Raw genomic sequence first — 24,412 nt, forward strand, 5'->3', positions numbered from 1 at the left:
GCTGCTGCAAGAAGACATTGCCTGCGTAGATCGATTCCACCATTGTCACCCCGTAGGCTGTACCTGCTGGGTCCAGTTAAAAATACTAGTATTTTTTTATCATATTTATGAATCCCGTGGTCAAGCCACGGTATGATAACAGGAAATCGATCCACACAGGCAATGCCCCACGGGAATGACATAGAATAAAAACTGTCCGGTTACCTTACTGATATCTGTTATATTTTATAATAATAAAATTTTATTTCGTTGTTTTTAAATGCATCTTTTTTATTCCTAAAACCCTTTTTCAAAGAGCTACAGGAAAAATTAATATTACCGGCTTGAGCCGTGTCCAGTCCTTCATTTTTTATTTTCTCTATATCCTTACTACTTGGTATTACAACGGCAATATGCCCTGCTCTTTTTGGATTAGCATCTTTATATACGGATACAACAAAATATCCTTGATTAGCAAATTTTTGTGCTTGAATAAAACTATTATCACGATTTCCTGCTTTAACAAAATGCCATCCGTTCTTCGTCTGTTTCAAGCCACTCAGCTTGCTTATTTGATAAAGTAGGTATAAATTTCTTTATCGCTTTCAGGATGAGGAATTAGAGACTGATTTGGCAGCCCAAGGCCGCACTAGCAGCATACGCAAAACAACTACAATGAGTCAAACGCTTTAACTTAGGAGAATTATATTTTTCTGTTTCTTCTAATAAAGTTTCTCCCGACTTACAATTTATTACATTACCTTTCTGCCACTTTTCCTCAACATTTAAAGAGTTAATTACTGCTAAATTTTTTTTAGCACTTTCTGATATATTGTCTGCTTGTGCAGTCATATTAATCCAAAGTAAGTAAATTATGATTAATGTTATTTTATTCATTTTTTTCTCATATCAATTTATGCACCTCTATATACAATATATAATATGATAATTCGACTATTAATTATAATTTTTTATATTTTATTATTCAGAGAAACATAAGAACACTCTATGTTTCTTGACAAATGCTATGCTTTTATATATGCTTCTTCGTATGTTAGCAACAAGAAATAAGGCTTAGAAATAAGTACTTTAAACTTAGCACCCGTAGCTCAATTGGATAGAGTATATGACTACGGATCATAAGGTTAGGGGTTCGACTCCTCTCGGGTGCGCCATTTTTCAATTTCTTTCACTTTTATGAATGAATCAAACGGTGGACGCAGCATAAAATCAAGCTTTTCAGGTTTAAGTGTCAGGTTAGCAAAAACTAAAGGTGGTAAAAAAACGATGCGGGCAGCATTATATATGGCAACTGTTACGTCTGTAAGATATAATTCTGCAGTTAAACCTTTTTATAAAAGACTTGTAGAAAAAGGAAAAGCCAAAAAGTTAGCTCTTATCTTGACTTCTTAAACACAATTACCTATGTAAAGGATAAAGAACTTAAAGGCTTAGTTAAATGCCGTAAGCTGGAACGGACTATATTTTGAGCGAGGTGGATTTAGCTTTACCAAGTGAGATTTAAGCAAGAAAGAAACACATTTATTCCCGGGAAATAAAGATTTTGCTTCTATATAGAGTTATCTCCCAGTGTGAGATGTTTCTTTTTGACTGATCGTTTAAAGCTTTCCGTTGTACCATACTATTACCTTTAGTGTTTGCTCTTATTTTAACCATTCCTGTTGGAATGGGACTTCCAATATTTAAAGCTTTCTGTAGTATTGTTCTAGGTATGTAACTAAATCCTATATCATGTTTTTTACTGTTTTCTAAGTTTTTCTCTAAATTAACCAGATGACTAGAGCCGACACTTGCAATTACATTATATCCTTTACCACGCATCTCATTAATTACGCTCGTCATATATTGTGCACAATTCTCATTATAAAGCGGTGTATCTTTTAAGTGTTCTAGATTTTTACCTTCTAAACTGATAATTTTAATTATTTTCTCCTAAAACCTCAACGCTCTTCTCAAAGATTGAATTATCAATATCATTACCGTCTACTAAAATCGTCATGTTACCTGGAATGCTTTTTAAGCTTTCCGCACCTAAATTGGTTATGTTATTATCTCTTATATCTTAGAATTAATTATTGTAAAACTATTTGATTGTCTTCATAATTTACAAACTTTAGGAGTAAAATCTATAGAAAAACAAATAAAAATTATTAAAGAAACGCTTATTTCATTTTTACCTATTGCTATTACTATAAGCTATAAGCGAGAAAATAAAATTGTTCATCTTTGTTTAAATGTCTTAAGCGCGTTAGAAAATCATTATGATTTTTATTCTAATAATAATTTCCAGCATTTATCTCTAACTTTTTAAAATGATTTATACCAAAACCATAACCCACGAGAACAGGCAAAATTATAATTAATAGCCCCAGTAAGCAAAATAATTTGTTAGGAAAACAACGCCAAAGGATGCCAAAGCATACATTAAAGCACGTGAAGTTGCAAAAATAACGCTAGTATATAAAAAACGTTTAAAAACAGGAAAGTTCATACAGAAAATAGCAAATGCTGTAAATCCTGTAGGAGCACAAACCCCAATAAATGCTTGAAAAATAAATAATTGGTAAGCAGTAGTTATATTATTTAATAAAGTAGGGATAACTAAGAAAAAAAAAGCTAAATATAATCAATCTTATTTTAAGGAGTTTTAAAGGATGTATTTTTAAACTAAATAAGTAAAAACTATAGTGGATATAAGTTCTAATATTCCAACTCCCAAATTTTGCTGTATTACTTGAGAAGCAGTAAAATTAAATTTATCTTTTAAAATACTCCCGCAATAGATATAAATAATACAAAACCATAAAGGTCCTGTACATTCAATTAAAAAATAAGCAATTATAGTTTTTCTGCTAACCTTTTGTTATAAAGCTGGACTAGATTTTAATATCAATTTTAGCTTTATCAAAAGTCTTTTTAATTCTTCTTCTAGCATCGGCAAATTCAGGAGTTTCTCTTAAATTTGTTCTAGCTATAGAACCAATCACCACAAAAAATGCTAAACACCAGTTTAAACTATAAGAGGTAACTAAGGCTACTATTCCTAGAGCAAATTTTGCTCCTAATGTGCCAAACACTCCGATACAGCCATGTATCTTGCAGGTAGCTGTATAGTTTTCTGCTAAATATAATTCTGCACCTAGAATAACTCGACAAGCTGTTACTAACCATACAGCTTTAATTCCTATTGCTTCATATGAGGACAAAGTAGCCATAATTAACAAGATATAGACATTGAAAAAGGTGGTAGTAATAATTGTTGTTTTACGTCCTATAGCGTCTCCTATCCAACTAAATATTAAAAAGCTCCAAAAGGTCTTAATAAATATGTTGAACAAAAAGCAGATGCAGAATAAATAAAAACTACTTTTGGATCAGCCTTTGGAAAAAACAATTCATTGAATACTACTACCATATGTACATAAAGCATAAGGTCAAAATATTCAAGAAATGTACCAACAGATAATAAACCTATTGCTTCTTTTTGATTACGATTTCAGTTGCTTTGTTCTTTCTCATAGCCGAGCATAATGTCTTTATAAAAAATTAAATTGTAAAGAAACTTATACTGTTTTATATAAAAGTCAATAGGAAATTTCGCTTTATACGATAAATAAGAAAATGAAGTGCAACTTAACTCACTTCATATAATAATGCGTTGATCTTATATGAATATGGCATAACCTCACCGATAGTGGAAAACTAAAACCTATTAAGAACCAAGTTAAATAAAACTTATATCTCAGATATTGTTTGAATAAATAATTAATACATTCAATCAAAGCTACTGAAGCGACAATGATAGCTAAATTAATAAAACGATTTAATTTTGATTGAGGAAAATTAAAATATTTATAAAACAGCCCCCCAGAAATAGTAAAACCGAGTAATCCCCAAAATACCGTCCATACCCAAGCAAGACAATTCACATCAATAATTTTAAGATAAGCTACCATCGGTACGGTTAATAGCCATAAAAACGCTCCAAACATATAAGGGTATTTTTGAATAATCTCTTCTTTGGTTACACTATATATAACAGCAATAACCATTATTCCAATTGTTATAGATGCAATAATATCAACCGGATAATGATAGCCCTTATAAATCAGCGAAAATCCCATACCGGTTAAAATCACTACTATTATTATTCTTAATAAGGAATATCTAATATTTGCAAAAAACCAACCGTAAAATACTACGCCGCTGCTCATATGACCGCTAGGGAAAGCAAAACCTTTAATATTTAGAGCAGGATTCAAAGGTATTTCAAATGTATATTTTAACAATATATTTAAAATTGTAGTGAAAAGTAATACACAAATAGCTTGTGCAAATAGTTGCCTCCTAAATATAGTAAATCCAAGTATTATGATAATCTCATAACACTCTTCTTGTCCAAATAACAAAAAAATTTTTGTTAAATCTTGAAAAAAATATCCTTATTCATTAATTTACTTAATTTTATTTATATATAATTGCAGTTATCATAAATAATAAGCTATAGATATGAAAAATATTTTCCACAAATTTGTATTTACTATTTTTGTATGTTTAATAAATTTACAACTAATTGCTGCAAGCTTTAACGAAAAAATACCTTTATATTTTAAATTAACTAACGAAAATCTGTTAGAAGGACAAAATGCGTTAAATATTGACCTTTGCGACTCTAGAATTAAAGAATGGTGTACAAAGCCACAAAGAGAGCTAGGGCTTAACGGAAAAAAAATAAATGATTACATATCTATTTCACCTGATATTAAAGGAGAATGGCGATTTGGCTGGTGGTATAACATAAATTTTACTCCAGAAAGCAATTTTGTAGCTCATCAAACTTATAAGATTACTATCGAAGATTATATATTCCCTAATTTTATCGGTTTAAAAAGTAATAATATAAGTTTCACGACTTTACCGCTACTTCCTATTATTAAAGAAATGAATTATCTACAGGATAATATCGATATTTCCAAAAAATTCGTTCAAACTAAAATAGCTTTTAACTATCCTATCGATCCTAAAACTCTAGAGAAAAGAATAGAGTTTATAAAATCTTCAACTAAAGAAAAATCACCGTTTTCTATCAAATTCAATACCAATAATACGGAAGCTACGATTATTACTAATATACCACCGCTTACAGATAAAGAAGATACAGTTTCCGTAATTATAAAAGACGGTGTTAAACCTCTACATGGCGGAGAAGTTTTCACATATAAAAATGTAGAAGATCAAAATAATAAGACGCCAAATAACATAAGATATTCTTATAAAGAAAATGTATTAATTCCAAGTCTATCCTCATATTTAAAAATCACTAATAGTACTGCTACAATTGTTAAAGATGATAAACTAAAACCGGAACAGATAATTATAATTACCACAAATACACCTGTTTCGGGTGAGGAAATAAAAAAACATTTAGAGTTATTTTTATTACCGCAGGATAAGCCGGCTTTCTTAGGAGTTGCAGGCAAAAAAAACTATAAATGGCAAAATCCGAAAGAAATAACCGATGATATTCTTAAATCGAGTGAAAAAATAAATTTTGAGCTTTTATCTTCCGTCCCAAGCATTACTACTATGCATAGTTTTAAAGTAGATACGTTTGCCTCAAGAGCTTTGCTTGTTAAAGTAAATCAAGGTGTTAAAACATCGGATAATTTAACACTCGGCTCAGATTATTTTCAAATCGTACAAATACCGGGTAACCCTAAAGAAGTTAAGCTAATGTCCGACGGTTCTATTCTTTCATTAGCCGGCGAAAGAAAGCTTCCCGTATATTCACTTGGCATAGATAAATTATATTTAGAAATCGATAAGATTAATCAGCAAGAAGTTAATCATTTAATCAGCCAAACAAATAGATATAATATTTTCCAAAATCCGACTTTTATAAATGAATATACCTTTAATGAGTATAATATTTCCGAGGTATTTCAAGAGGAAGTAATAGTTAACTCTCAAAATTTAAATTTACCTCATTATACCGATTTAGATTTCAGTAAATATTTTAATTTAGAAGAAGTAGGCAGCTATTCCAAGGGGTTATTTCTAGCAAAAGTTTATGCTAAAGACAATAATAACATTATATCTCAAGATAAAAGATTAATTTTAGTTACCGATCTTGGTTTTATAGTAAAAACCGATAAAACCGGGACGCATCATATCTTTGTTTCTTATATCAGTAACGGTAAACCGGCTGGCGGCGTAAAAGCAGATATTATAGGACTTAACGGTGAGGTGTTAGTAAGCAGCACAACCGATAGTAAAGGACATGCCGTTTTATCAAATATAAATGATTTTACAAAAGAAAAAACGCCAGTGGCTTATATATTAACTACTAAGGATGATTTTTCATTTATGCCGTATAGTAGAATTGATAGACAAGTTAATTATTCTCGGTTTGATGTAGCAGGAGCCGTTAGTTCTGATCAAGGGTTAAAAGCTTATTTATTTTCCGATCGTGGCATCTATAGACCAAGCGAGCAAGGTCACATAGGCATTATGCTAAAACAAACCAACTGGCAAGGAAAATTTGACGGCTTACCTTTAGAAATACAAGTAACTAACCCTAGAGGAAAAGTAATAGATAAAAGTAAAATAGCTTTAGATGCAGAAGGATTCGGCGAATATTTATTCTCAACGCTTGATGATTCCTTAACCGGCTTATACAATATAAGCTTATATTTAGTAGGAGATAAAGGCAGCAATAACTATCTTAATAGCGTGTCTGTCAGGGTTGGTGATTTTCAGCCTGACCGCATGAAAATAAACATAAACTTCAATAACTCACAAGATGAGCTATGGACGAATCCAAAAGATCTTAAAGCAACCGTTAATCTCATAAATCTTTACGGCACTCCTGCAGAAAATAGAAAAGTCAGCGGCTTTATTGATATTAGACCTACCGAGTTTTTCGTACCTAGATTTAAAGAATATAAATTTTATAGTAGCAAAGGAAATAAAGAGTTTTTTAACGAACGTTTAGGAGATATTACTACCGACTCTAAAGGTACGGCAAACTTTGACCTTAACCTTGAGAAATATTATAACGCTACTTTTAATCTAACATTTGCAGCAGAAGGATTTGAGCCTGATTCAGGAAGAAGCGTAAACGCAAACAAATCGCTTATAGTTTCACCTCTGCCTTATATTATAGGATTTAGAAGCGATAGCGATCTAAAATATATTAAGACAAAAACAAGCGCGGCAATAGAATTCATAGCCATATCAAATAAAGCAGAAAAAGTAGCTGCACCTAATTTAACTCTTAACTTAAAAAAGATTAATTATGTAAATAACTTAGTAGCAGATAGTAACGGTAATTATTCTTACAGTTCAGTACCTATTGAGACTAATATATCTTCTGACAAAATTAATATCACGGCAAACGAAAGTTATATTTATAAAGTGCCTACTAAAGAAGCAGGCGATTACGTTATTTACTTAACCGATAAAGAAGATACAATCTTTGCCCAAGCTGAATTTTCGGTAATAGGTGAAGGAAATGTTACAGCTAATTTAACAAACAAAGCAAATTTAAAAGTTAAACTTGATAAAGATGATTATAAAGCCGGCGATACTATTCTTTTAAATATTATAACTCCTTATACAGGTTATGGGTTAATTACTATCGAGACCGATAAAGTACATAATTTTGAATGGTTTAAAGCTGATGAAAATAATAGCATTCAAGAAATAAAAATTCCTGACGGCTTTGAGGGTAAAGGATATGTAAATGTACAATTTATAAGAGACATAGAAGCTACGGAAATCTTTATATCACCGTTTAGCTATGCAGTAGTACCTTTTACTGCGGGCATTTATAAACATAAACAAGATATTGGATTAACACTTCCTGCAAAAATCAAATCGGGAGAAAAGCTAGCAATTCGTTACCGTACTACAAATCCCGGTAAAATAATAATATTTGCTGTTGATGCAGGGATATTATCATTTGCTGGTTATCAGACTCCCGACCCGCTTAATTACTTTATTAACGATAAAGCCTTGGAAGTCCGGACATCACAAATCATGGATTTAATATTACCTGAGCGTCCTTTATTAATGAAAGCTTATATGGCGGCTCCTGCCGGAGACGGTTTTATAAATGTCGCTCGAAACCTTAATCCGTTTAAAAGAAAAAGCCAACCTCCCGTAGCATTTTGGTCAGGAATTTTAGAAGCAGATCTTGATGAGAGAGAAATCACATTTGATATACCAAGCTATTTTAACGGCACTTTAAGAGTTATAGGGGTAGCCTCAAGCCTTGACGCTATAGGAATTTCCAAAGCTGATTTATTAGTCCAATCCGATCTTATTATCAATCCAAATTTACCGTTATTTGTAGCTCCAAATGATGAATTTACAGTACCGGTAACAATATTTAATAACCTAAAAGATTCAGGAAATGCTCAGGTTTTTCTAAATATTGAAACAAGTGAAGGACTTAAAATATTAGATTATCCTAAAAAGATCCCGATAGACGAAAATAAGGAAGCTACTATTAATGTTAAATTAAAAGCAACTGATCAACTCGGTTCGGCAGATTTAAAGGTTGTGGCTTCTATAAATCACCTAAAGCCGGATATAATATCTATGGCAGTAGTACATAGCTCCGAATTAACTAGTACTACGAGCGTTCGCCCTGCTAGTCCGAGCGTTACAACAGTTAATACAGGCTTTATTACAAACAACAAGGCTAATTTAAAAATCTTACGGGATATATATCCTGAATTTGCTAAACTGCAAATTTCCGCTTCTAAATCACCGCTAGCTATTATTTCTGGCTTTAAAGATTTCCTAGATAATTATCCTTATGGTTGCACTGAACAATTAATAAGCCAAAATTTTGCCAATATTTTATTATATAATGAACAAGAGCTAGTTCAGATTCTTAAAACTGATCGTAAAAAAATGGATGAATCATTATCAAAAATATTCCAAACTTTATCGGAACGTCAAAATTATGACGGTGGATTTAGATATTGGAACAATTTTAATGATGATTCTGATCCATTTATTTCCGTTTATGCTATGCATTTCTTAAGCGAGGGAGCAACTAGATATTTAGCCGTTCCAAGTGATACATTTAATCAAGGTATTTACTATTTAGAGAATATGGCTAACAGATCAATAAACTCCTTAGATGAAGCAAGAGAAAAGGCATATGCGGTTTATATCCTGACGCAAAACAGCGTTATTACTACAAGCTATATTGCAAATATTTTAAAATATTTAGACGAGTACCATAAAAATACATGGCAAGATGATTTGACTAGCATTTATTTAGCAGCTAGCTATAAAATGCTGCAAATGAATGAAGAAGCGGAGAAATTATTAGACAGATTTACTCTAAATAAACCTATATCCAAAACAAACTATCAGTATTACAATCCTCTAATAAAATATAGTCAGTATTTATACTTAATTTCTATGCATTTTCCGGAACGGTTAAAAGACTTTGACCCAAAAATTGTACAGGATATCGCTCTTTTTGCTAAAGATAACTATAATAGCCTATCCGCAAGCTATGCTATTATGGCAAGTCTTGCCTATGCCGATAAAATAAATAATGTAGATGAGGCTACTATTCAAGTAACCTCTACAGATAAAGAAGTTACTTTAACAGGCGATAAAGTGATGATTGCTGAGCTGTCGGTAGAAAATAAGAATATCGACTTAACATCCTCAAGTAACGGCTTTTTCTATCAGCTTTTAACTTCAGGCTATGATAAGCAATTAACAGAAAATAAAGAGATAGTTAAAGGCATAGAAATAACAAAAAAATATCTCGATGAAAATAATAAAGAGGTTAGCAAAGTAAAATTAGGTGATAATATTACGGTGGAAATCACCATGCGTTCAGGTAGTAATAAAACCTTAAGCAATATGGTACTACTTGATTTATTACCGGCAGGCTTCGAGCTTTTACCGGATAACAACCACGTAAATATATTAGAACGCACACAGGAAGTAATGATATGGAAACCGATATATATAAATAATCGTGATGATAGAGTTATGATTTTCGGTACTATTTCTGATCAAAAAATGACGTATCAGTATAAAATCAAAGCAGTTAATAAGGGCATATTCTCTACTCCTGCTATTTATAGTGAAACTATGTACGACCCTCAAACTTACTATCGTGGTGTTATAGGCAATATTATTGTGGAGTAGCGTTACCAGCACGGTTTTTATGTTATTCCCGTGAAGCATTGTTGCGTGGACCGGTAAATGCTCTCTATGTCATTCCTGCGAAAGCAGGAATCCAGTAAAACCTACAAAAAACTTGTTTTTTTAGGTTTATTTTGTCAATATTAAGACTACTTTTTCTGGATTCCTGCTTTCGCAGGAATGACATAGTAGGAGTTTATCCCACAATTACTTTCAGCTTCTCTATAGTTTTTGGATCTTTTGCAAGTTCTAAAAATATTTCCTGCTCATAGGCAAATAGCTCTTCTTCATTTGTTTCATTATGTGTATCAATAATATCTTGAAATTTGCTAAGTACCTTATTTTGTAGATCGTTATTTTTGATGTATCTATTGCTGTGGCTAAATTTATTTTAGGCAAAGTAATTTTATGCGGAATCGGTACTATCTTTTTAGGTAGGTTTAATTTTAAAGCTTCCTCTAAAATATAATGCTTGTTCATATTTACGTGCATATTCTCTACATCATAATCTGCTTTAAAGTAATCGGCTGAACTTGTTTTATTCTTCTCTATAATATTGCTGATATTTCTAATGAGTTTAGTTTTATTACCATTACTTCGAGCAAACATTGCGGTAACACCGCCCCACCTGGGTATTAAACCAACTCCAAGTGCCACACACCAAGACCACAAGCTAATAACATGTACAGAGGAATATTTTAAGTGGAGCATGGTTTGCTGTCCCAGCTTTAGTAAATTCTCTAGATCGTGAAAATTCTTATCTTCAATATAAGAAAGAAGAAGTTTTAAATCAGCACCGGCAGAAAAATTATTTCCTTGCGGATAAATATAAAGATTTTTACCATCATTTTCGGCTTTACTTGCTGCTTCTTGTAGTAAATAAAACACCTCATGATTTAAACAATTCATTTTTGTAGTAATAACAAAAATCAAAACATCTTGATAAAGTATTAATTTTGCTGAGCTATTCTCCAATACTATCTGACTTTCTTGTAAAATATCTTTGTGAGAATTAAATTTTTGTTTATCGATTTTTTGATATTCTTTATTGGCTAAATATTGCGGAAGTGGGATATGCATTAAATCGGCATTTTTAATTACCGCATTCCAACCGTTTTTAGCAGTTATAGTCAATAATTCAAATGGACCATATTTCCAGCTGTAACCAAGCTTCATAGCAGCATCGATATCATAAATATTATCCGTCACCGACGGAACTAGACTTGCTAAATAAACATAAAATTCCTTGATAATTGCAGTAAAAAATTTACCGTAAACCGAATCACTTACAAGAAGCGCATCAAGATTAAAATATCTACTTTTTGAACAGGACTATATTATAAGTCGTTTATATTGATAACTTCTTTAATCTTTTTGCCATTTGATACCGATAAACGATAAAATCCACAGTCACCTTTACGTCCAATTAACTGCTTCTTCTATCATCCTATCAAGAACAGGGGTCTTTACATATATTTTATGATAAGCATCATTTGCAGGAAGAGAGGTAAGTAATGAACTTGAAATTAACTTCATTACGTCATACCCGATTAGATCATATAAACCGAAAATTCCGGTACTTGGCAGCCCTAAAAATGTAGTAAATATTTTATCTATAGTAGCAACATCAAGATTCTGACTTATCGCTTTACAGGCTACTAATTCAAGTAAAAAACACCCTACTATATTAGCAATAAAACCAGGCGTATCATTACATTTTACTATAATTTTACCAAGCGTTTTCGTTAAGAACTCTGATACTCTTTCTATTACTTCAGCCTTTATCGTAGGGTCTATAATTAACTCAAGCAGTTCCATATTATCTTGGCGGATTGAAGAAATGCGTAATAACGAATCTAGATTTAATATTATCTGGTAAATTCTCTTTGAGTCTTTTAAGCGGTAATGTAGAGGTATTAGAAGCAATAATTGCATCTTCTTTAAGATAAGGAATAATTTTATTATATAATTGGTGTTTGATTTCTAACTTCTCAACAATAACTTCAATCACTAAATCATATTCTAAATTACCGATGGTAATGAAATTTGCTTTATCAGGAAAAGATAAAGGTGGAGGTTTTTGTTTATGCAAATTTTCTTTAGCGGTTTTAACTATTTTATTAGGATCATCGGAATCTTTAGCGATAATATCAAGCAGCACTACTTTATAAGAGGAATTAGCAATTAACGCTGCAATCCCTGAACCCATTACTCCTGCACCGATAACACAAACTTTTTTTATTTCATTTTGTATAAGTTACCTTCTGTGTTACCCCGTGGCTTGACCATGCCAGTTAAAAATACTAAAATTTTTTATTATTTTTTGGATCCCGTGGTCAAGCCAAGGGATGACATCGAGTGTGTTTTTCGATATACACAACCACGTCCCCTTGCAATGACGTTATGTCATAGCAACACTTAAGACTTTGACCGATGCCACCCCCAGCTTGTAGTAAAATTTTAGCACATTCATTTATAGTAACAGCAGTGGTAACGACATCATCACCTAATAAGATTTTTTTACTTACAATATTATACTTTGTGTTAAATTTGATACTACCCTTTATATTATTTTTGTGTTGTTTTCGTGAGAGAAAAGTCTGAGACTTAGTCCATTTTGCTTTAGTTAAAATATCAGCTTTTAACATTTTATTGGTAACTTTTACAATTTCCATAGCTAAAATATAAGCAGGATTATACATTCGTAGTAACCTCTTAAAGCTATTCATAGGTACAGGTATGATTAAATCAATATCTTTTATATCCTCGCTGCTATATCTATTATATAAAAGCTTAGCAAAGGTCTTAGCAAATATCGTCTTATCTTGATATTTAAACTGATGAACTATTTTTTGCTATGCTAATTACACTTAAATAAGCTGCGAGCAAACTCATAATTAGGTTTGTTGCTATAACAATTTCCAAAAATGCAGTTATCTAAGATTTTTATACTAAATCTTTGTCCACATATACTACAATAGGATCTTGCTATAAATTCTAGCTTCTTCCAACAATCGCTACAAAATTCACCGCTCCCCCCTAGTATTTCTGCACCGCTTAAACATCTCTGCGGCAAGATATAATCTATAAGGTAATTTATAAGTCTTTATTAACAATTAAAAATCCTCTTGAAGATTCATGGTGTTTAGAAGCATTCGGTGTTGATTGTGATGATGGTGAGCTAGCACCATAACGAACCCCCTTACCGCATGACAAATTCTCTTGCATATGTTGGCTTGCTCATGAGCTTTATTTTGCTCTGGTTTTACTTTATTGCTAACATTTAGAGTTATAAAAGATTGAGATGTTTCTTCTTTTTTACCGTACATTTCTTTTAAATCACCAAATTGCGATTCAATAAAATAACCGACTCCTACTTTTAATGCCGATTTAACTTTTTCAAAATTAGTTTTTTTAGCAGGAGGAGCAAATTCAGGTCTCGCTGCAACCTTTGCTCTAGTTACATTAAAATGCTCTCTTAGCTGCCCTTCACTTAATTGATCAATTTTAGGGGGTATAGTTAAAAATTCTTCTAATGCTTTGGTATCTATTTTTGCTTGCCTTTCTTTTTCAAGCAAGTCTTTCTTATCTTCATAATTTCCTATTGATGTTTTTAAACTATTTATTTTATCTTTTTTATACGCACTAAATTAGCATCTCCTTCACCTATTACATTAGCTCCTCCTTCCAATAGCACCTGCTACTAAACCGCCTATAATACCACCTACAGAACTTGCTTGTGCTATTAAAGATACCGTTTCTAAGGTAGTACTCGTATTACTTTTAAAATCTCTTTAGTTCTAGTTGTATTTAATTTTTCAGGTTCAACTTTTTCTTGATAAATTTTAGGTAATTGAATATCCAAGACATTTTTAAGTTCAGGGCTATCTTTTGCTTTATCTATTCAAGTAGTAACTACTAACTCTGCTTGCTTCACATAATTAACTTTAATATTTTCTAAAGTTTTTTCTTTCTATCTAAACGCTTATCTTCTTTTACTTCTAAAGTTTCTTTTCCAACATTGTAAGCAACGGCTGATAAAGAAAGTGCAGCAAGCCCACAACCCCGACGGGAGTGGGATTAAGGACTAACGATACTGCAACGCCGCCAATTCTAGCCGCACGTCTCACTGCTTTACTACCTAATGTTTTATATGTTTTCTCTAGAACATTTGCTGCAGTTTCACCACCGGGTAGTGTCCTGATTTTATTTAATGCCTTATCGGCTAAACCAGGACTTGGGGGACCTTTTTCTTTAATTTTTGCACCTTGCTGAAGTGTATCAACCAGATCATAAGCTTTTGCTACTTTTTCTCCAACGTTAATTACTCCTTCTACTAATATGAATAGGACTAGCGATAACTTTACTGCCCTCCTGTACCACTTCGATTGCTACTCCAATTGCAGCGATTCCGGCACAAGCAACTTTAGCACCGTAAAGTGCCGTATCCTCTTGCAGCGTTCTTTTTCCTGCTGGCTTATTTCACGATTGCCGTTCTCCTGTGGAGGCTCAAAAGCTTTTGTTTGTACTGCTTCTAAAAGCTCTACTCTTTCAGGGGTATTTATTGAAGATTTAAGCTTATTATCTTCTGCTGCATTTTTTATTCCTTCTTCAGGAGTATTAATAGATGATTTACTGCTTAAATTTTTTTTACTCACGCATATCTCATAAAATTATGTTCTATGTTATTTCACATTCTATGTCATTCCCGCGAAAGCGGGAATCCATCTTTTAAAAAGTATAAACAAATAATGCTTTTATCGATTCTTGATTACTGGATTCCCACTTTCGCGGGAATGACATCAGAACTAGCTAGAAATGATACAAAAGAACACTCACCTCTTCCCCATCGCATAGCTAGTAATCAAGTTTTTTACAGGTTTAAAATTATTTATCACCTTAAATCCTATTTGTCTTAAACATCTTAAATTTTTGGAATAATTTGAAAAAATATTATTTAACTCATCAATCAGCTTATACATAATAAAATTATCCTCTTGCCTTAGCTTTTGATATTCTTGTAATGTGCCATTATTACTAACTATCATACTCAAAATCTCTATATCCTTTATGCCCTGATTAAGCCCTTGTCCGGCGAGCGGATGTACTGTGTGGGCAGTGTCGGCAATAAGCACTATACGGTTATGAAAATATCTATTTGCTATACGGGCTTTTAGTGGAAAGCTACTAATCTCACTATCAATAGTAATTTTACCTAGGGAATTACCGGCATTTCTTTGAGTTAAAAACCTCACTTCTTCTACAGGCAAATTAACAATTAAAGCAGCCTGATCAGAAGAAGTTGACCATATTACGGATGAAGCATATTGATCTTTTAAAGGCAGCAAAGCAAAAGGACCAAGCGGCAGGAAATGCTCCATAGCACAATTTTCATGCGGCTTTTCATGCTTAATATTAAATGCAAGAGCAGTTTGATAAGGTTTCTCAATTTCATTAGCAAAGTAATGAGACCTCACTTTTGAATTTGCTCCGTCACATATAATTAATAAATTACACTTAATTTGTTTATCATTAAATTTTATAATCGAGTAGTCATTATGGCTTATAACCTCTTGATATTGATTATTATCAATTAATGTTATCAACGGATTATTAGTTATTTTTGACAATAGCATTTTTTTAAAGTCACTATTCTTAACCACATATCCAAGTACAGCGTCAGCGTCATTTCGTAAGTCTAATATCTCTGAAGCCTTATTATCTACTACATATATGTCTTGCATTTCTGCTACAAACTTCTCAAGCGCCTCCCATATATCAATAGAGAATAAGAAATTTTTAGAATGCGGCGTTAAAGCAGTAGTTCTTATATCTTTAAAAAACTCTGGGCTTTTTACCGATTTACTCTCGAATATAGTAGTTTTTATACCCTTTTGTGCAAAAGAAAGCGCCGTTAACATGCCGCTAAGACCGCATCCTAAAATTACCGTATTAGACATCTTCCCAAACTCTACTTCTAGAGGTAATTTGTGCGTCGATCCGATACTCGCATCCTCACGTACGCTTGTGTACGCTGCGGTGCTGCGTTTCGTGTCTCCTACAAATTCCTCTCTATAAGCGAATTTGGCAAGATGTCTATCAATCTGTTTTGTTTTCATTCGATTCATTTATGAAATATTTTAAATATCCGTTTGTTGCTATAAAGCTTAGAAGAAAATAAATAATTGCTATATCCAAATATGAACTATTGCCTGAGTATAAACCTAAACAACAAATCAATAAACTCACTAAAGTCGTGAAGCTATTTAAAATCAATAAATTTGTAAAAATATCCGTTTTGCTGATAAATAGGTAGGTTATTAAGCAAATAAATAATGAAATAATAATCAAAAAGATGTTAAGCATAATTTTTAAAATCAGTTTTACTGTTGGATACACAATCGTCGTCGTCATTGCGAGGAAATTACGAAGTAATTGACGAAGCAAGCTCAGGAGCTTGTTATTATTTCATGAGATTGCCACGCTCCCTACGGTCGGTCGCTCGCAATGACGACTTGGATATCCTACCCCTCTCATTATATATAATCATTTATAACACTACAAACTGCAAATAAAATTAACTAAAATTCCTTAAATAATTTTAATATTATGTAATCTTAGCCAACCTTTACATTATAAATAGCTATTGTGACAAAAATGTTATAAAAAAATGTTGCTTTCTTTTACATTCGGCATTAACGTATATATTTAGGTTCTTACGTACGATTTCTAAAAAGATTTACTATTTTACGATATTTTTTGCTGCAAATTATAAGATTTTTTTTGAAATATGAATAACTAATTCTTTCAAAAATCTTATTAATTTTCGCTAAAAAATATCGTAAAATAGTAAATCTTTTTAGAAATCGTACGTAAGAACCTAGTATTAATATTTTTAAGGTAAATTGTAATGTCACAACTAGATGTTTTAATAGTAGATGATGAAGAGAGTATACGAAATCTCATTGCTGCAAATTTGAAAGATGAAGGTTTTAACCCTAAGGTTGCTGCTAATAGTACTCAAGCCCTTAAAATACTTTCCGAAAAACCGGTCTCTGCAGTTATACTTGATATTTGGCCTTCAAGGAAGCGAAATTGACGGGCTTGGGATTTTAGAGATAATTAAAAAACGCTATCCTTTAATGCCGGTAATAATTATTAGCGGTCACGGTACTATAGAAACAGCAGTAAATGCTATAAAAATGGGTGCTTACGATTATATAGAAAAACCATTTAATAATGATAAATTAGTTATTTTACTTACAAGAGCTTGTGAAGTAACAAAGTTAAAACGCGAAAATATAGATTTAAAATCAAAGGTTATAGATAAAACTGAATTAGTAGGCGGATGTTCGGTAACTTTAAAATATAAAATGGCAATAGAAAAGGCAGCTAGCTCTAGCAGTCGTATAATGATTCACGGTAAAGTCGGTAGTGGTAAAGAACTTGCAGCAAGATTAATTCATAAACAATCTAAAAGGGCTAATAATCCGTTCATTATTTTCAGCCCTACCTGTATGACTACGGAAAAAATCAATCAAGAATTATTCGGCGAATCGGAAAAGCAGGCAAATAATAAACGCCCTACTATCTTAGAATTTGCCAATAACGGTACTTTATATATAGATGAGGTCAGTAATATTCCCATTCCTATCCAAGTAAAATTATTAAAATTCCTTAAAGATCAAACTATTACAAAACCTTGCGGAAAAAATATTAAAATTGATATAAAAATTATCACCGGTACTTCTAAAAATATACAAGATGAAGTTAATAACGGCAAATTCCTAGAAGATCTATATTATCGCCTTAATGTATCCTCTCTAAAAGTACCTTCATTATATGAAAGAAAAGAAGATATACCGCTACTCGTTAAGTATTTTGTTAAGCAACTTTCAAAATTTTCAGGTTTAAAAGAACGTAGCTTTGCCGATGAAACTATTGCTGCTCTTCAATCCTATGAATGGCCGGGCAATATTAGACAATTACGTAACGTTGTTGAATGGACTTTAATTATGAATCCGTTAACTACAGGTAATAATGAAATTATCAAACCTTATATGATACCTTCTGAAATATTAGCAAATAGTACTAATCTTACAAAACTTGAAGATAGCTTTGATATGTTATCTATGACGCTTAGAGAAGCTAGAGAAGTTTTTGAGCGTCAATATCTATCGGCACAAATGAGTCGTTTTAATAATAATATTTCAAAAACATCCTCATTTGTCGGTATGGAAAGATCGGCTTTGCATCGTAAATTAAAATTATTAAGCTTACATATACCTCCTACAAATAGAATAAACGAAGAAGAATATGAGGAAGCAAATGCTTAAAGTCATATCAATAATGACGATTTATTTGTTATTAAGCAGCTGCTCCGAATCTACTCATGATGCGAACGGATTACTGACGGATAGCCAAAGCACGGTAATTCGGAATTATATAATATCGCAAAATGCTAAAAACCTTAAAGTGAACCTTAAAGAGAAGTTCGGTTCAAATTTAAAAGGAGTAAAATTAATAGGAGTACAGCTAATAAATGAAGATTTATCAGGAATAGATTTGACTTCCTGCGAAATATTACGTGCTGATTTTGCAGGTAGCAATTTAGACAAAGCAATACTTACAAATGCTATAATTCAAGAAAGTAATTTTGCAGATTCGGTAATAAAAAATATTTCCGGATATAATTCTGACTTTCAAGGTTCAATTTTTCACAATATAACATTACAAAATACAAATTTTGTTCAATCAAATTTTAGCGATACTGCTTTTAATAAAACTACTATAATAAATGTCAACTTTGAAAATTCTAAATTTAGTCATGTATTATGGAGCAATAATACTATCAACGGTGTTAATTTTCAAAAAGCTAACCTAAAGAATAATAGCTTTAAAAATACTAATATAACAAATTCAATATTTTACGGTACGGATTTAGAAAAAAGTGTAATAAATAATACCAATTTTACTAATAATTATTTTGAATCTAGCAACCTAAGTCAAACTACATTAACAGCAGTAATAATTAAGGATTCTAACTTCACACAAAGTATTTTTAATGCAGTAAATTTTAATAACGTACAAAGTAATAACTCTTGCTTTTCATACGCTTCTTTTCAAGATGCAACATTACAAAATATTAGCCTTACTAAATGTGATTTACAAAATAGTACAATTAGTAGTTCAGTTTTAAATCATTTTAAAATCGATAATGCGATATTAAATAATATGAGTCTAAACGATAATAAATTTAATAATTTATCAATAAAAAATAGTAATGCTAATTTTGTAAGGATTAATAAAACTAAAGGCTCAAATATTATTTTAGATAATATTAGCTATACTAATAACATTTTTAGCAATAATGATTTTAAACAATTTATAGTGATTAATACTGACTTAAACAGCAGTGAAATAATAAACTCAAATATAACTAACGGACAATTTAATAATATAAATTTTTCTAAATCTTTAATACAAAACGTAAATTTTTCAGATGTTAAAATTACTTTAGGCAATTTAAACCAAGTAGCTCTAATAAATTCCAATCTAACAAATACTGCGGTTATTAATTCCGTCCTTTCTAATTCACAAATAAATAATATTAACTACCAAGCGTATTCTGGTTTTATTAATACTAATATTTCTAATAATATTATTTTAAATAGTGATAATTCGAGCAAAATTCTACCAAATAATATAGTAATAAGTTCGGTAAAAGATTTGCAAAAAATAACTCACTTAGCAAATATGAATTTAACAAATTTTGACTTGAGCAACTTAATATTTGATAGAGTAGATTTTTCAAATAGTATCTTTAAAAATGCTAACCTAACAAATACGGTAATAAAAAATTCTATTTTAAAAGAGGCTAATTTTTCTGCAGCAATACTTACTAAAACAGATTTTTCAAACTCAATATTAACAGATAGTATATTTAAATTAGCTAAAATTGATCAGGCGGACTTTAATAACTCCGACCTAACAAATGCCGATTTTACCGAAGCAGCAATTAAAGATACTTCGTTTGATAAAGCTAAGACAAGCGGAATGAACGTAGTAGAATAATCTTTAAATACCTTGGTCCTTATACGAACATTCAGTATGTCATCCCCGCGTGGCATTGTTGCGTGGATCAGTAAATGCTCTTTATGTCATTCCCTCGAAAGCGGGAATCCAGTAAAACATATAAAAAATTTTTTATATGCTTATTTTGTTAAAGGTATAATTTTGTCCAATATTAAGGGTTATTTTTCTAGATGCCTGCTTTCACAGGAATAACATAGCATTTACCTTTGGTTGCTCTGGGAAGACCTTGCTTTATTAGTAGGAGTATTAGACGGTGTAAATGAATTATTATTTATAAAAGCAGTAGGACTTTGCTGCTTCATTCTATTAATAATTTGTTGTTGTTTAAGAGTATTTATCTTTTGTTTTCCGGCTATCCTTATAGATTTAGTAATTTTGGCAGTTTCTACAAATATTTCCTTAGGAGTTTGCAGCTGATCAATTCGCTCATAATGTTTTTTAAGAAACTCTTCTTTTATCTTTGGCTTTATTCCTTTTAAATCAACATATGTTCTATATAACTTCTTTAATTTTATTTGTTGCTTGGAAGATTTGTGAGGAAGTGATTTAATCGAATTAACAAGACTACTACCTATTTCTTTTATAATATTAACTGCAGGCGAAGCTATTTTCTTTATTCCTTCATAAATTTTACCTAACCCACTAGCAATAACATCTAATAGTTTAGGCACATATTCTTTAGATATAGGGGGTATATCCCTAATAATATCTCTCGCTTCAGTTAGATTATTAGCTAAATGGAGTAATGCTTTTTTCTCCTCTAACTCGGTAGAGCGATTAGCATATGAACTAGCTATATCTGCCTGAGCATCTATAGTATCGGTAATTATTGATTTAGTATCATTAAAAGAAAGATCTATAGGTGTCTTTTTTTGTGTTATAGGACTGTCTTCTCTTAATTTATCTAGCCTATCACGTATTGCTTGGTCTTTTTGATCATTAAGGCTTTTACTTTTTTGTTCTAGTTTAAGCTCAGATTGCAGCTGCTCAATTAGATCGTCTACTTCATTACCAGATTTTTTTATGGGGATATAAGGTCTATCTTGGAGCTTTGCAAACCTTTCTTCTAATTCTTCAAGTGATGGAGGAGTACCTTTAAGTTTTGCTAGTCTTTCCTCTAATTCTTTTATTATTTGATCGTCCTGCTTTTTCTTAGACATATATATACCTCTATAATAATTCCTAAGTTTTGTAAAAGAAAATTAATAAGATTTTTGCAATAATAGTTATTCCTATTTCAAAAAAATCTTATGATTTACAACAAAAAATAGATTAATTTAATTTTCCGTACGCAAAGCCTAGTTATTAATAACACAAACTACTAACTAAAATAAAGTATTTTTTGATATGAGTTAAGATATAATTATATAAAGCTAGCATTATCCGCATGGATCAGTTTTGCCATTGTCACCTAGTTCCTTGATCACGGGATCTAGTTAAAAATACTAATATTATTAGTATTTTAAGTTGTTTTCTGGATACCACACAATTCAGCTAATTCTGTACATGCCTTATTTTTTCATATAACTTTAAACATTTTTCTTTTTTAACCATTCCCTAACTTTGTCAGTAGTGTAAGTTTTAAAATCAGGGGCATTAAATTCTTTGCAAAGCAATTTTAGCCTCTTCTGAATCTTCTTGTATTTCCTGTAGATAATATTCAATTGCTTTACATACTATAGCCCTTTTGATCTGTCTAAGTTTTTTGCTGACTATGCTAAACTATTATTTAGTTCGTCCGAAATAGTTAAATTCAGTCTTGCCATCTTGTAACCTATCTTTAATTAATAACACATTACGACACATAATAGCACAAACTACAAACTGAAAAAAGCTATAAATACTTATCCAACACATCCGACATAATTTTACGAGCTACAGGGGCGGCGGCTTTACTACCACCTCCGCCATGATCAATAAAGACGGTAACGGAATAACTAGGATCGTGATAAGGAGCGAAGCCTAAGAACAAGGCATGATTACGCCTATCCCAAGCAATAGATTTACGGCTTAAATCATCTTTAGCATTTAGTTTGCCTTGCACCTGCGCAGTACCGGTTTTACCAGCGAGCTGCCTATTTTTGCCTAAAATTCTATTATAATACGCCGTACCTCCCGCAACATTAACGGTATTATACAAACTTTCTTGGATTATTGTGATATTTTCGGGCTTAATATTGACATTATAAAATTCCGGATCATTTTTTAATATTCTAGGCGTATACAGTTTACCGTTACTTGCAATAGCTGTAATAAACCTTGCAAGCTGCATCGGCGTTACCCCTAGAAACCCCTGTCCGATTGCTAAATTAAAACTATCTCCTATTGACCAAGGAAGCTTTAATTTTTTCTTTTTCCACTCTTTTGACGGTACAAACCCGCTACTTTCAGGAGCTAAATCAATACCGGTTTTTGAGCCGAGGCCAAATTCTCTTGCAACTTCAAGAATTTTATCCGGACCTACTATTCTTGCTAATTCATACATATAAATATTACAAGAATGCTTTAAAGCAGACATCATATCTAACGTTCCGTGTCCGCTATGATTCCAACATCTAAAGCTATTAGTACCAAGAGCAGAGCTACCGTCGCAAAAAACGGTTTTATTAGGATTAATGCCTACTTCAAGGGCTGCAAGTACGGTAATTATTTTAAAAACCGAGCCTGGAGGATAAGCATTTTGTATTACCTTATTAATTAAAGGCTTATAAGGATCACTCATTAAACTTTGCCAATAATTTTCCGATAATTTACTGAAATGATTTGATTCAAAACCCGGGGTGGAAGCACAAATTAGTACATTTCCGGTTTTAGTATCCATAACTATTGCCGAAGAACCTTTAGGATGTAAATATTGCTGGATATTTTGCTGAAGAGACGCATCGATATTTAAATGCATATCTTCACCCGATTTAGTAGGGGTTCCTGCTATTTCTCTTACCTGCTTACCATAAGCGTTTACTTCAACTTTTTTATAACCAAATGCTCCTCTTAGTTTGTTATCGTAATATTTTTCAATACCGGATTTACCGATATTAAAATTGCTTAAACTATGTATATTTAATTCCTGCTTCTCTTGCTCATTTATTTGACCAAGATAACCGATTAAATGAGAAGTAATGCTTGAAAAAGGATAAAACCTTAAATAACCTATATCAATAAATATTGAAGCGAGTTTATGCTTTTGTTCTTCAATCATTGATACTTGCTGCCAATCAAGCTGATCAAATATTATTAAAGGAGTGTGGCGACTAGATTTTTTAATTTTTTGCTTAATATAATTATATTTGTCCGGAGATAAATTTAGAATATTACTAATTATTTCTAATTCATCCCTATAATTATTATTAATGCTCCTATCTATTACTAGCTGATAACATGGTTTATTAGTAGCTAAAATATTGCCGTCTAAATCGTAAATTCTTCCTCTAGTCGGTGGCAGTACAACGAAATTAATACGATTCTTATCCGATAAAGTCTTATATTCTTCACTTTTAATAAGCTGTAAATAAAACATTCTTATTCCAAGCAATGATAAAAATCCGAGTTTACCTAATCCGATTATAAAGGCTCTTCGTGAAATTAACTCACCATGTAGTATTTTCTTATTTAGCATACTTTTTAAAGTAATTCATAGGAGAGTCAAGTATAAGACGAATTATATTATAAGAAAATATAGTTGTTAAAAATTGAAAGAAAATTATTAAATATCCGTCTGCTTCTAGCTTCTTGATTGTTATTAGTAAATATTTAAAATTCAATATAAATAAACAATAAACGCAAAAAATAATGAAATTTATTAAATAGTTTTTAGCTACAAAATATTTTGAAGATAATTTATAAATCGTATATGCCGATAAAAAAACTAGCGAATTTGTACCAATAGGCATACCACTTATTTGATCTATAAATAGACCGAAAAAAAATATGTTAAAAATATTTAAGGAATATAACGACATAAAATAATAAATAAATATAATTTCCATCGCCGGAAAGATTCTGCTTTGAATATTTATTTTATAACTCACTAACGGAAATAATATTATAAAAAAACATAGCAAAGCAAACAGCAATTTTAATATTATTTGTAAGCTATTTTTATATATTTCCTGTTTTATCTTTAACATAAATA

General features: G+C 31.3%; 17 protein-coding genes, 1 tRNA gene and 3 pseudogenes. 5 read left to right on the top strand and 16 right to left on the bottom strand.

The window, feature by feature from the left end; translation table 11 throughout:
• Positions 1-218: 218 nt before the first annotated feature.
• The gene (locus tag RJP_RS10570; RefSeq protein WP_225981221.1) at positions 219-533 is read right to left on the bottom strand and encodes a hypothetical protein; all 315 of its coding nucleotides are present in this window, start codon (positions 531-533) and stop codon (positions 219-221) included.
• Between the two features lie 64 nt (positions 534-597).
• On the bottom strand, positions 598-876 hold the full coding sequence (locus tag RJP_RS10575) for a hypothetical protein (protein WP_225981222.1): 279 nt from the start codon (positions 874-876) through the stop codon (positions 598-600).
• A gap of 201 nt (positions 877-1,077) precedes the next feature.
• Between RJP_RS10575 and RJP_RS04295 the strand changes: the two genes are divergently transcribed.
• A tRNA-Arg gene (locus RJP_RS04295) sits at positions 1,078-1,154 on the top strand.
• A 22-nt stretch (positions 1,155-1,176) separates the two neighbouring features.
• On the top strand, positions 1,177-1,392 hold the full coding sequence (locus tag RJP_RS04300) for a transposase (protein WP_024704594.1): 216 nt from the start codon (positions 1,177-1,179) through the stop codon (positions 1,390-1,392).
• Positions 1,393-1,521: 129 nt separating this feature from the next.
• Here RJP_RS04300 and RJP_RS04305 read toward each other — a convergent pair whose 3' ends face one another.
• From RJP_RS04305 to RJP_RS04315, 3 genes are all read right to left on the bottom strand, one after another.
• Entirely contained in the window at positions 1,522-1,842 is a 321-nt protein-coding gene (locus RJP_RS04305; protein WP_024704595.1) for a hypothetical protein, read from the bottom strand.
• A 1,034-nt stretch (positions 1,843-2,876) separates the two neighbouring features.
• Entirely contained in the window at positions 2,877-3,215 is a 339-nt protein-coding gene (locus RJP_RS07980) for an MFS transporter (protein WP_024704596.1), read from the bottom strand.
• 423 nt (positions 3,216-3,638) lie between these two features.
• A complete protein-coding gene (locus tag RJP_RS04315) occupies positions 3,639-4,409 on the bottom strand; it encodes a phosphatase PAP2 family protein (RefSeq protein ID WP_225981223.1) in 771 nt (256 codons plus the stop codon).
• 100 nt (positions 4,410-4,509) lie between these two features.
• On the opposite strand from RJP_RS04315, the gene RJP_RS04320 reads away from it, so the two are divergent.
• On the top strand, positions 4,510-10,188 hold the full coding sequence (locus RJP_RS04320) for an alpha-2-macroglobulin family protein (RefSeq protein WP_014120893.1): 5,679 nt from the start codon (positions 4,510-4,512) through the stop codon (positions 10,186-10,188).
• A 193-nt stretch (positions 10,189-10,381) separates the two neighbouring features.
• On the opposite strand, the pseudogene RJP_RS11575 reads toward RJP_RS04320, so the two are convergent.
• The 8 genes and pseudogenes from RJP_RS11575 to RJP_RS08005 form a co-directional block, all read right to left on the bottom strand.
• Positions 10,382-12,439: pseudogene (locus RJP_RS11575) on the bottom strand (3-hydroxyacyl-CoA dehydrogenase NAD-binding domain-containing protein).
• Positions 12,440-12,521: 82 nt separating this feature from the next.
• The gene (locus tag RJP_RS04340; RefSeq protein ID WP_024704600.1) at positions 12,522-12,887 is read right to left on the bottom strand and encodes a ComF family protein; all 366 of its coding nucleotides are present in this window, start codon (positions 12,885-12,887) and stop codon (positions 12,522-12,524) included.
• Between the two features lie 158 nt (positions 12,888-13,045).
• Entirely contained in the window at positions 13,046-13,261 is a 216-nt protein-coding gene (locus RJP_RS10590) for a double zinc ribbon domain-containing protein (RefSeq protein ID WP_225981226.1), read from the bottom strand.
• A gap of 40 nt (positions 13,262-13,301) precedes the next feature.
• Positions 13,302-13,763: a hypothetical protein gene (locus RJP_RS04345; protein WP_014014486.1), complete on the bottom strand. Its 462-nt coding sequence runs from the start codon at positions 13,761-13,763 to the stop codon at positions 13,302-13,304.
• A 379-nt stretch (positions 13,764-14,142) separates the two neighbouring features.
• Positions 14,143-14,444 (bottom strand): annotated as a pseudogene (locus RJP_RS11405) (hypothetical protein).
• A 132-nt stretch (positions 14,445-14,576) separates the two neighbouring features.
• A complete protein-coding gene (locus RJP_RS04360) occupies positions 14,577-14,843 on the bottom strand; it encodes a hypothetical protein (protein WP_014120894.1) in 267 nt (88 codons plus the stop codon).
• 177 nt (positions 14,844-15,020) lie between these two features.
• Complete coding sequence (gene ubiH / locus RJP_RS04365; protein WP_024704601.1) at positions 15,021-16,304, bottom strand: 2-octaprenyl-6-methoxyphenyl hydroxylase; 1,284 nt, start codon at positions 16,302-16,304, stop codon at positions 15,021-15,023.
• Positions 16,285-16,551: a monovalent cation/H+ antiporter complex subunit F gene (locus tag RJP_RS08005; RefSeq protein WP_081497974.1), complete on the bottom strand. Its 267-nt coding sequence runs from the start codon at positions 16,549-16,551 to the stop codon at positions 16,285-16,287. The genes ubiH and RJP_RS08005 overlap by 20 nt, the downstream gene beginning before the upstream one ends.
• A gap of 544 nt (positions 16,552-17,095) precedes the next feature.
• On the opposite strand from RJP_RS08005, the pseudogene RJP_RS04370 reads away from it, so the two are divergent.
• Positions 17,096-18,521: pseudogene (locus RJP_RS04370) on the top strand (sigma-54-dependent transcriptional regulator).
• The gene (locus tag RJP_RS04375; protein WP_024704603.1) at positions 18,514-20,259 is read left to right on the top strand and encodes a pentapeptide repeat-containing protein; all 1,746 of its coding nucleotides are present in this window, start codon (positions 18,514-18,516) and stop codon (positions 20,257-20,259) included. The pseudogene RJP_RS04370 and the gene RJP_RS04375 overlap by 8 nt, the downstream one beginning before the upstream one ends.
• 221 nt (positions 20,260-20,480) lie before the next feature.
• Here the strand turns inward: RJP_RS04375 and RJP_RS04380 are convergent, their stop codons facing one another.
• From RJP_RS04380 to RJP_RS04390, 3 genes are all read right to left on the bottom strand, one after another.
• On the bottom strand, positions 20,481-21,440 hold the full coding sequence (locus RJP_RS04380) for a hypothetical protein (protein WP_014120899.1): 960 nt from the start codon (positions 21,438-21,440) through the stop codon (positions 20,481-20,483).
• Between the two features lie 674 nt (positions 21,441-22,114).
• Complete coding sequence (mrdA, locus tag RJP_RS04385; protein ID WP_014120900.1) at positions 22,115-23,896, bottom strand: penicillin-binding protein 2; 1,782 nt, start codon at positions 23,894-23,896, stop codon at positions 22,115-22,117.
• On the bottom strand, positions 23,886-24,407 hold the full coding sequence (locus RJP_RS04390) for a hypothetical protein (RefSeq protein ID WP_014120901.1): 522 nt from the start codon (positions 24,405-24,407) through the stop codon (positions 23,886-23,888). The genes mrdA and RJP_RS04390 overlap by 11 nt, the downstream gene beginning before the upstream one ends.
• Positions 24,408-24,412: the final 5 nt, after the last annotated feature.

The sequence above is a fragment of the Rickettsia japonica YH genome (assembly GCF_000283595.1).
Lineage (GTDB): Bacteria > Pseudomonadota > Alphaproteobacteria > Rickettsiales > Rickettsiaceae > Rickettsia > Rickettsia rickettsii.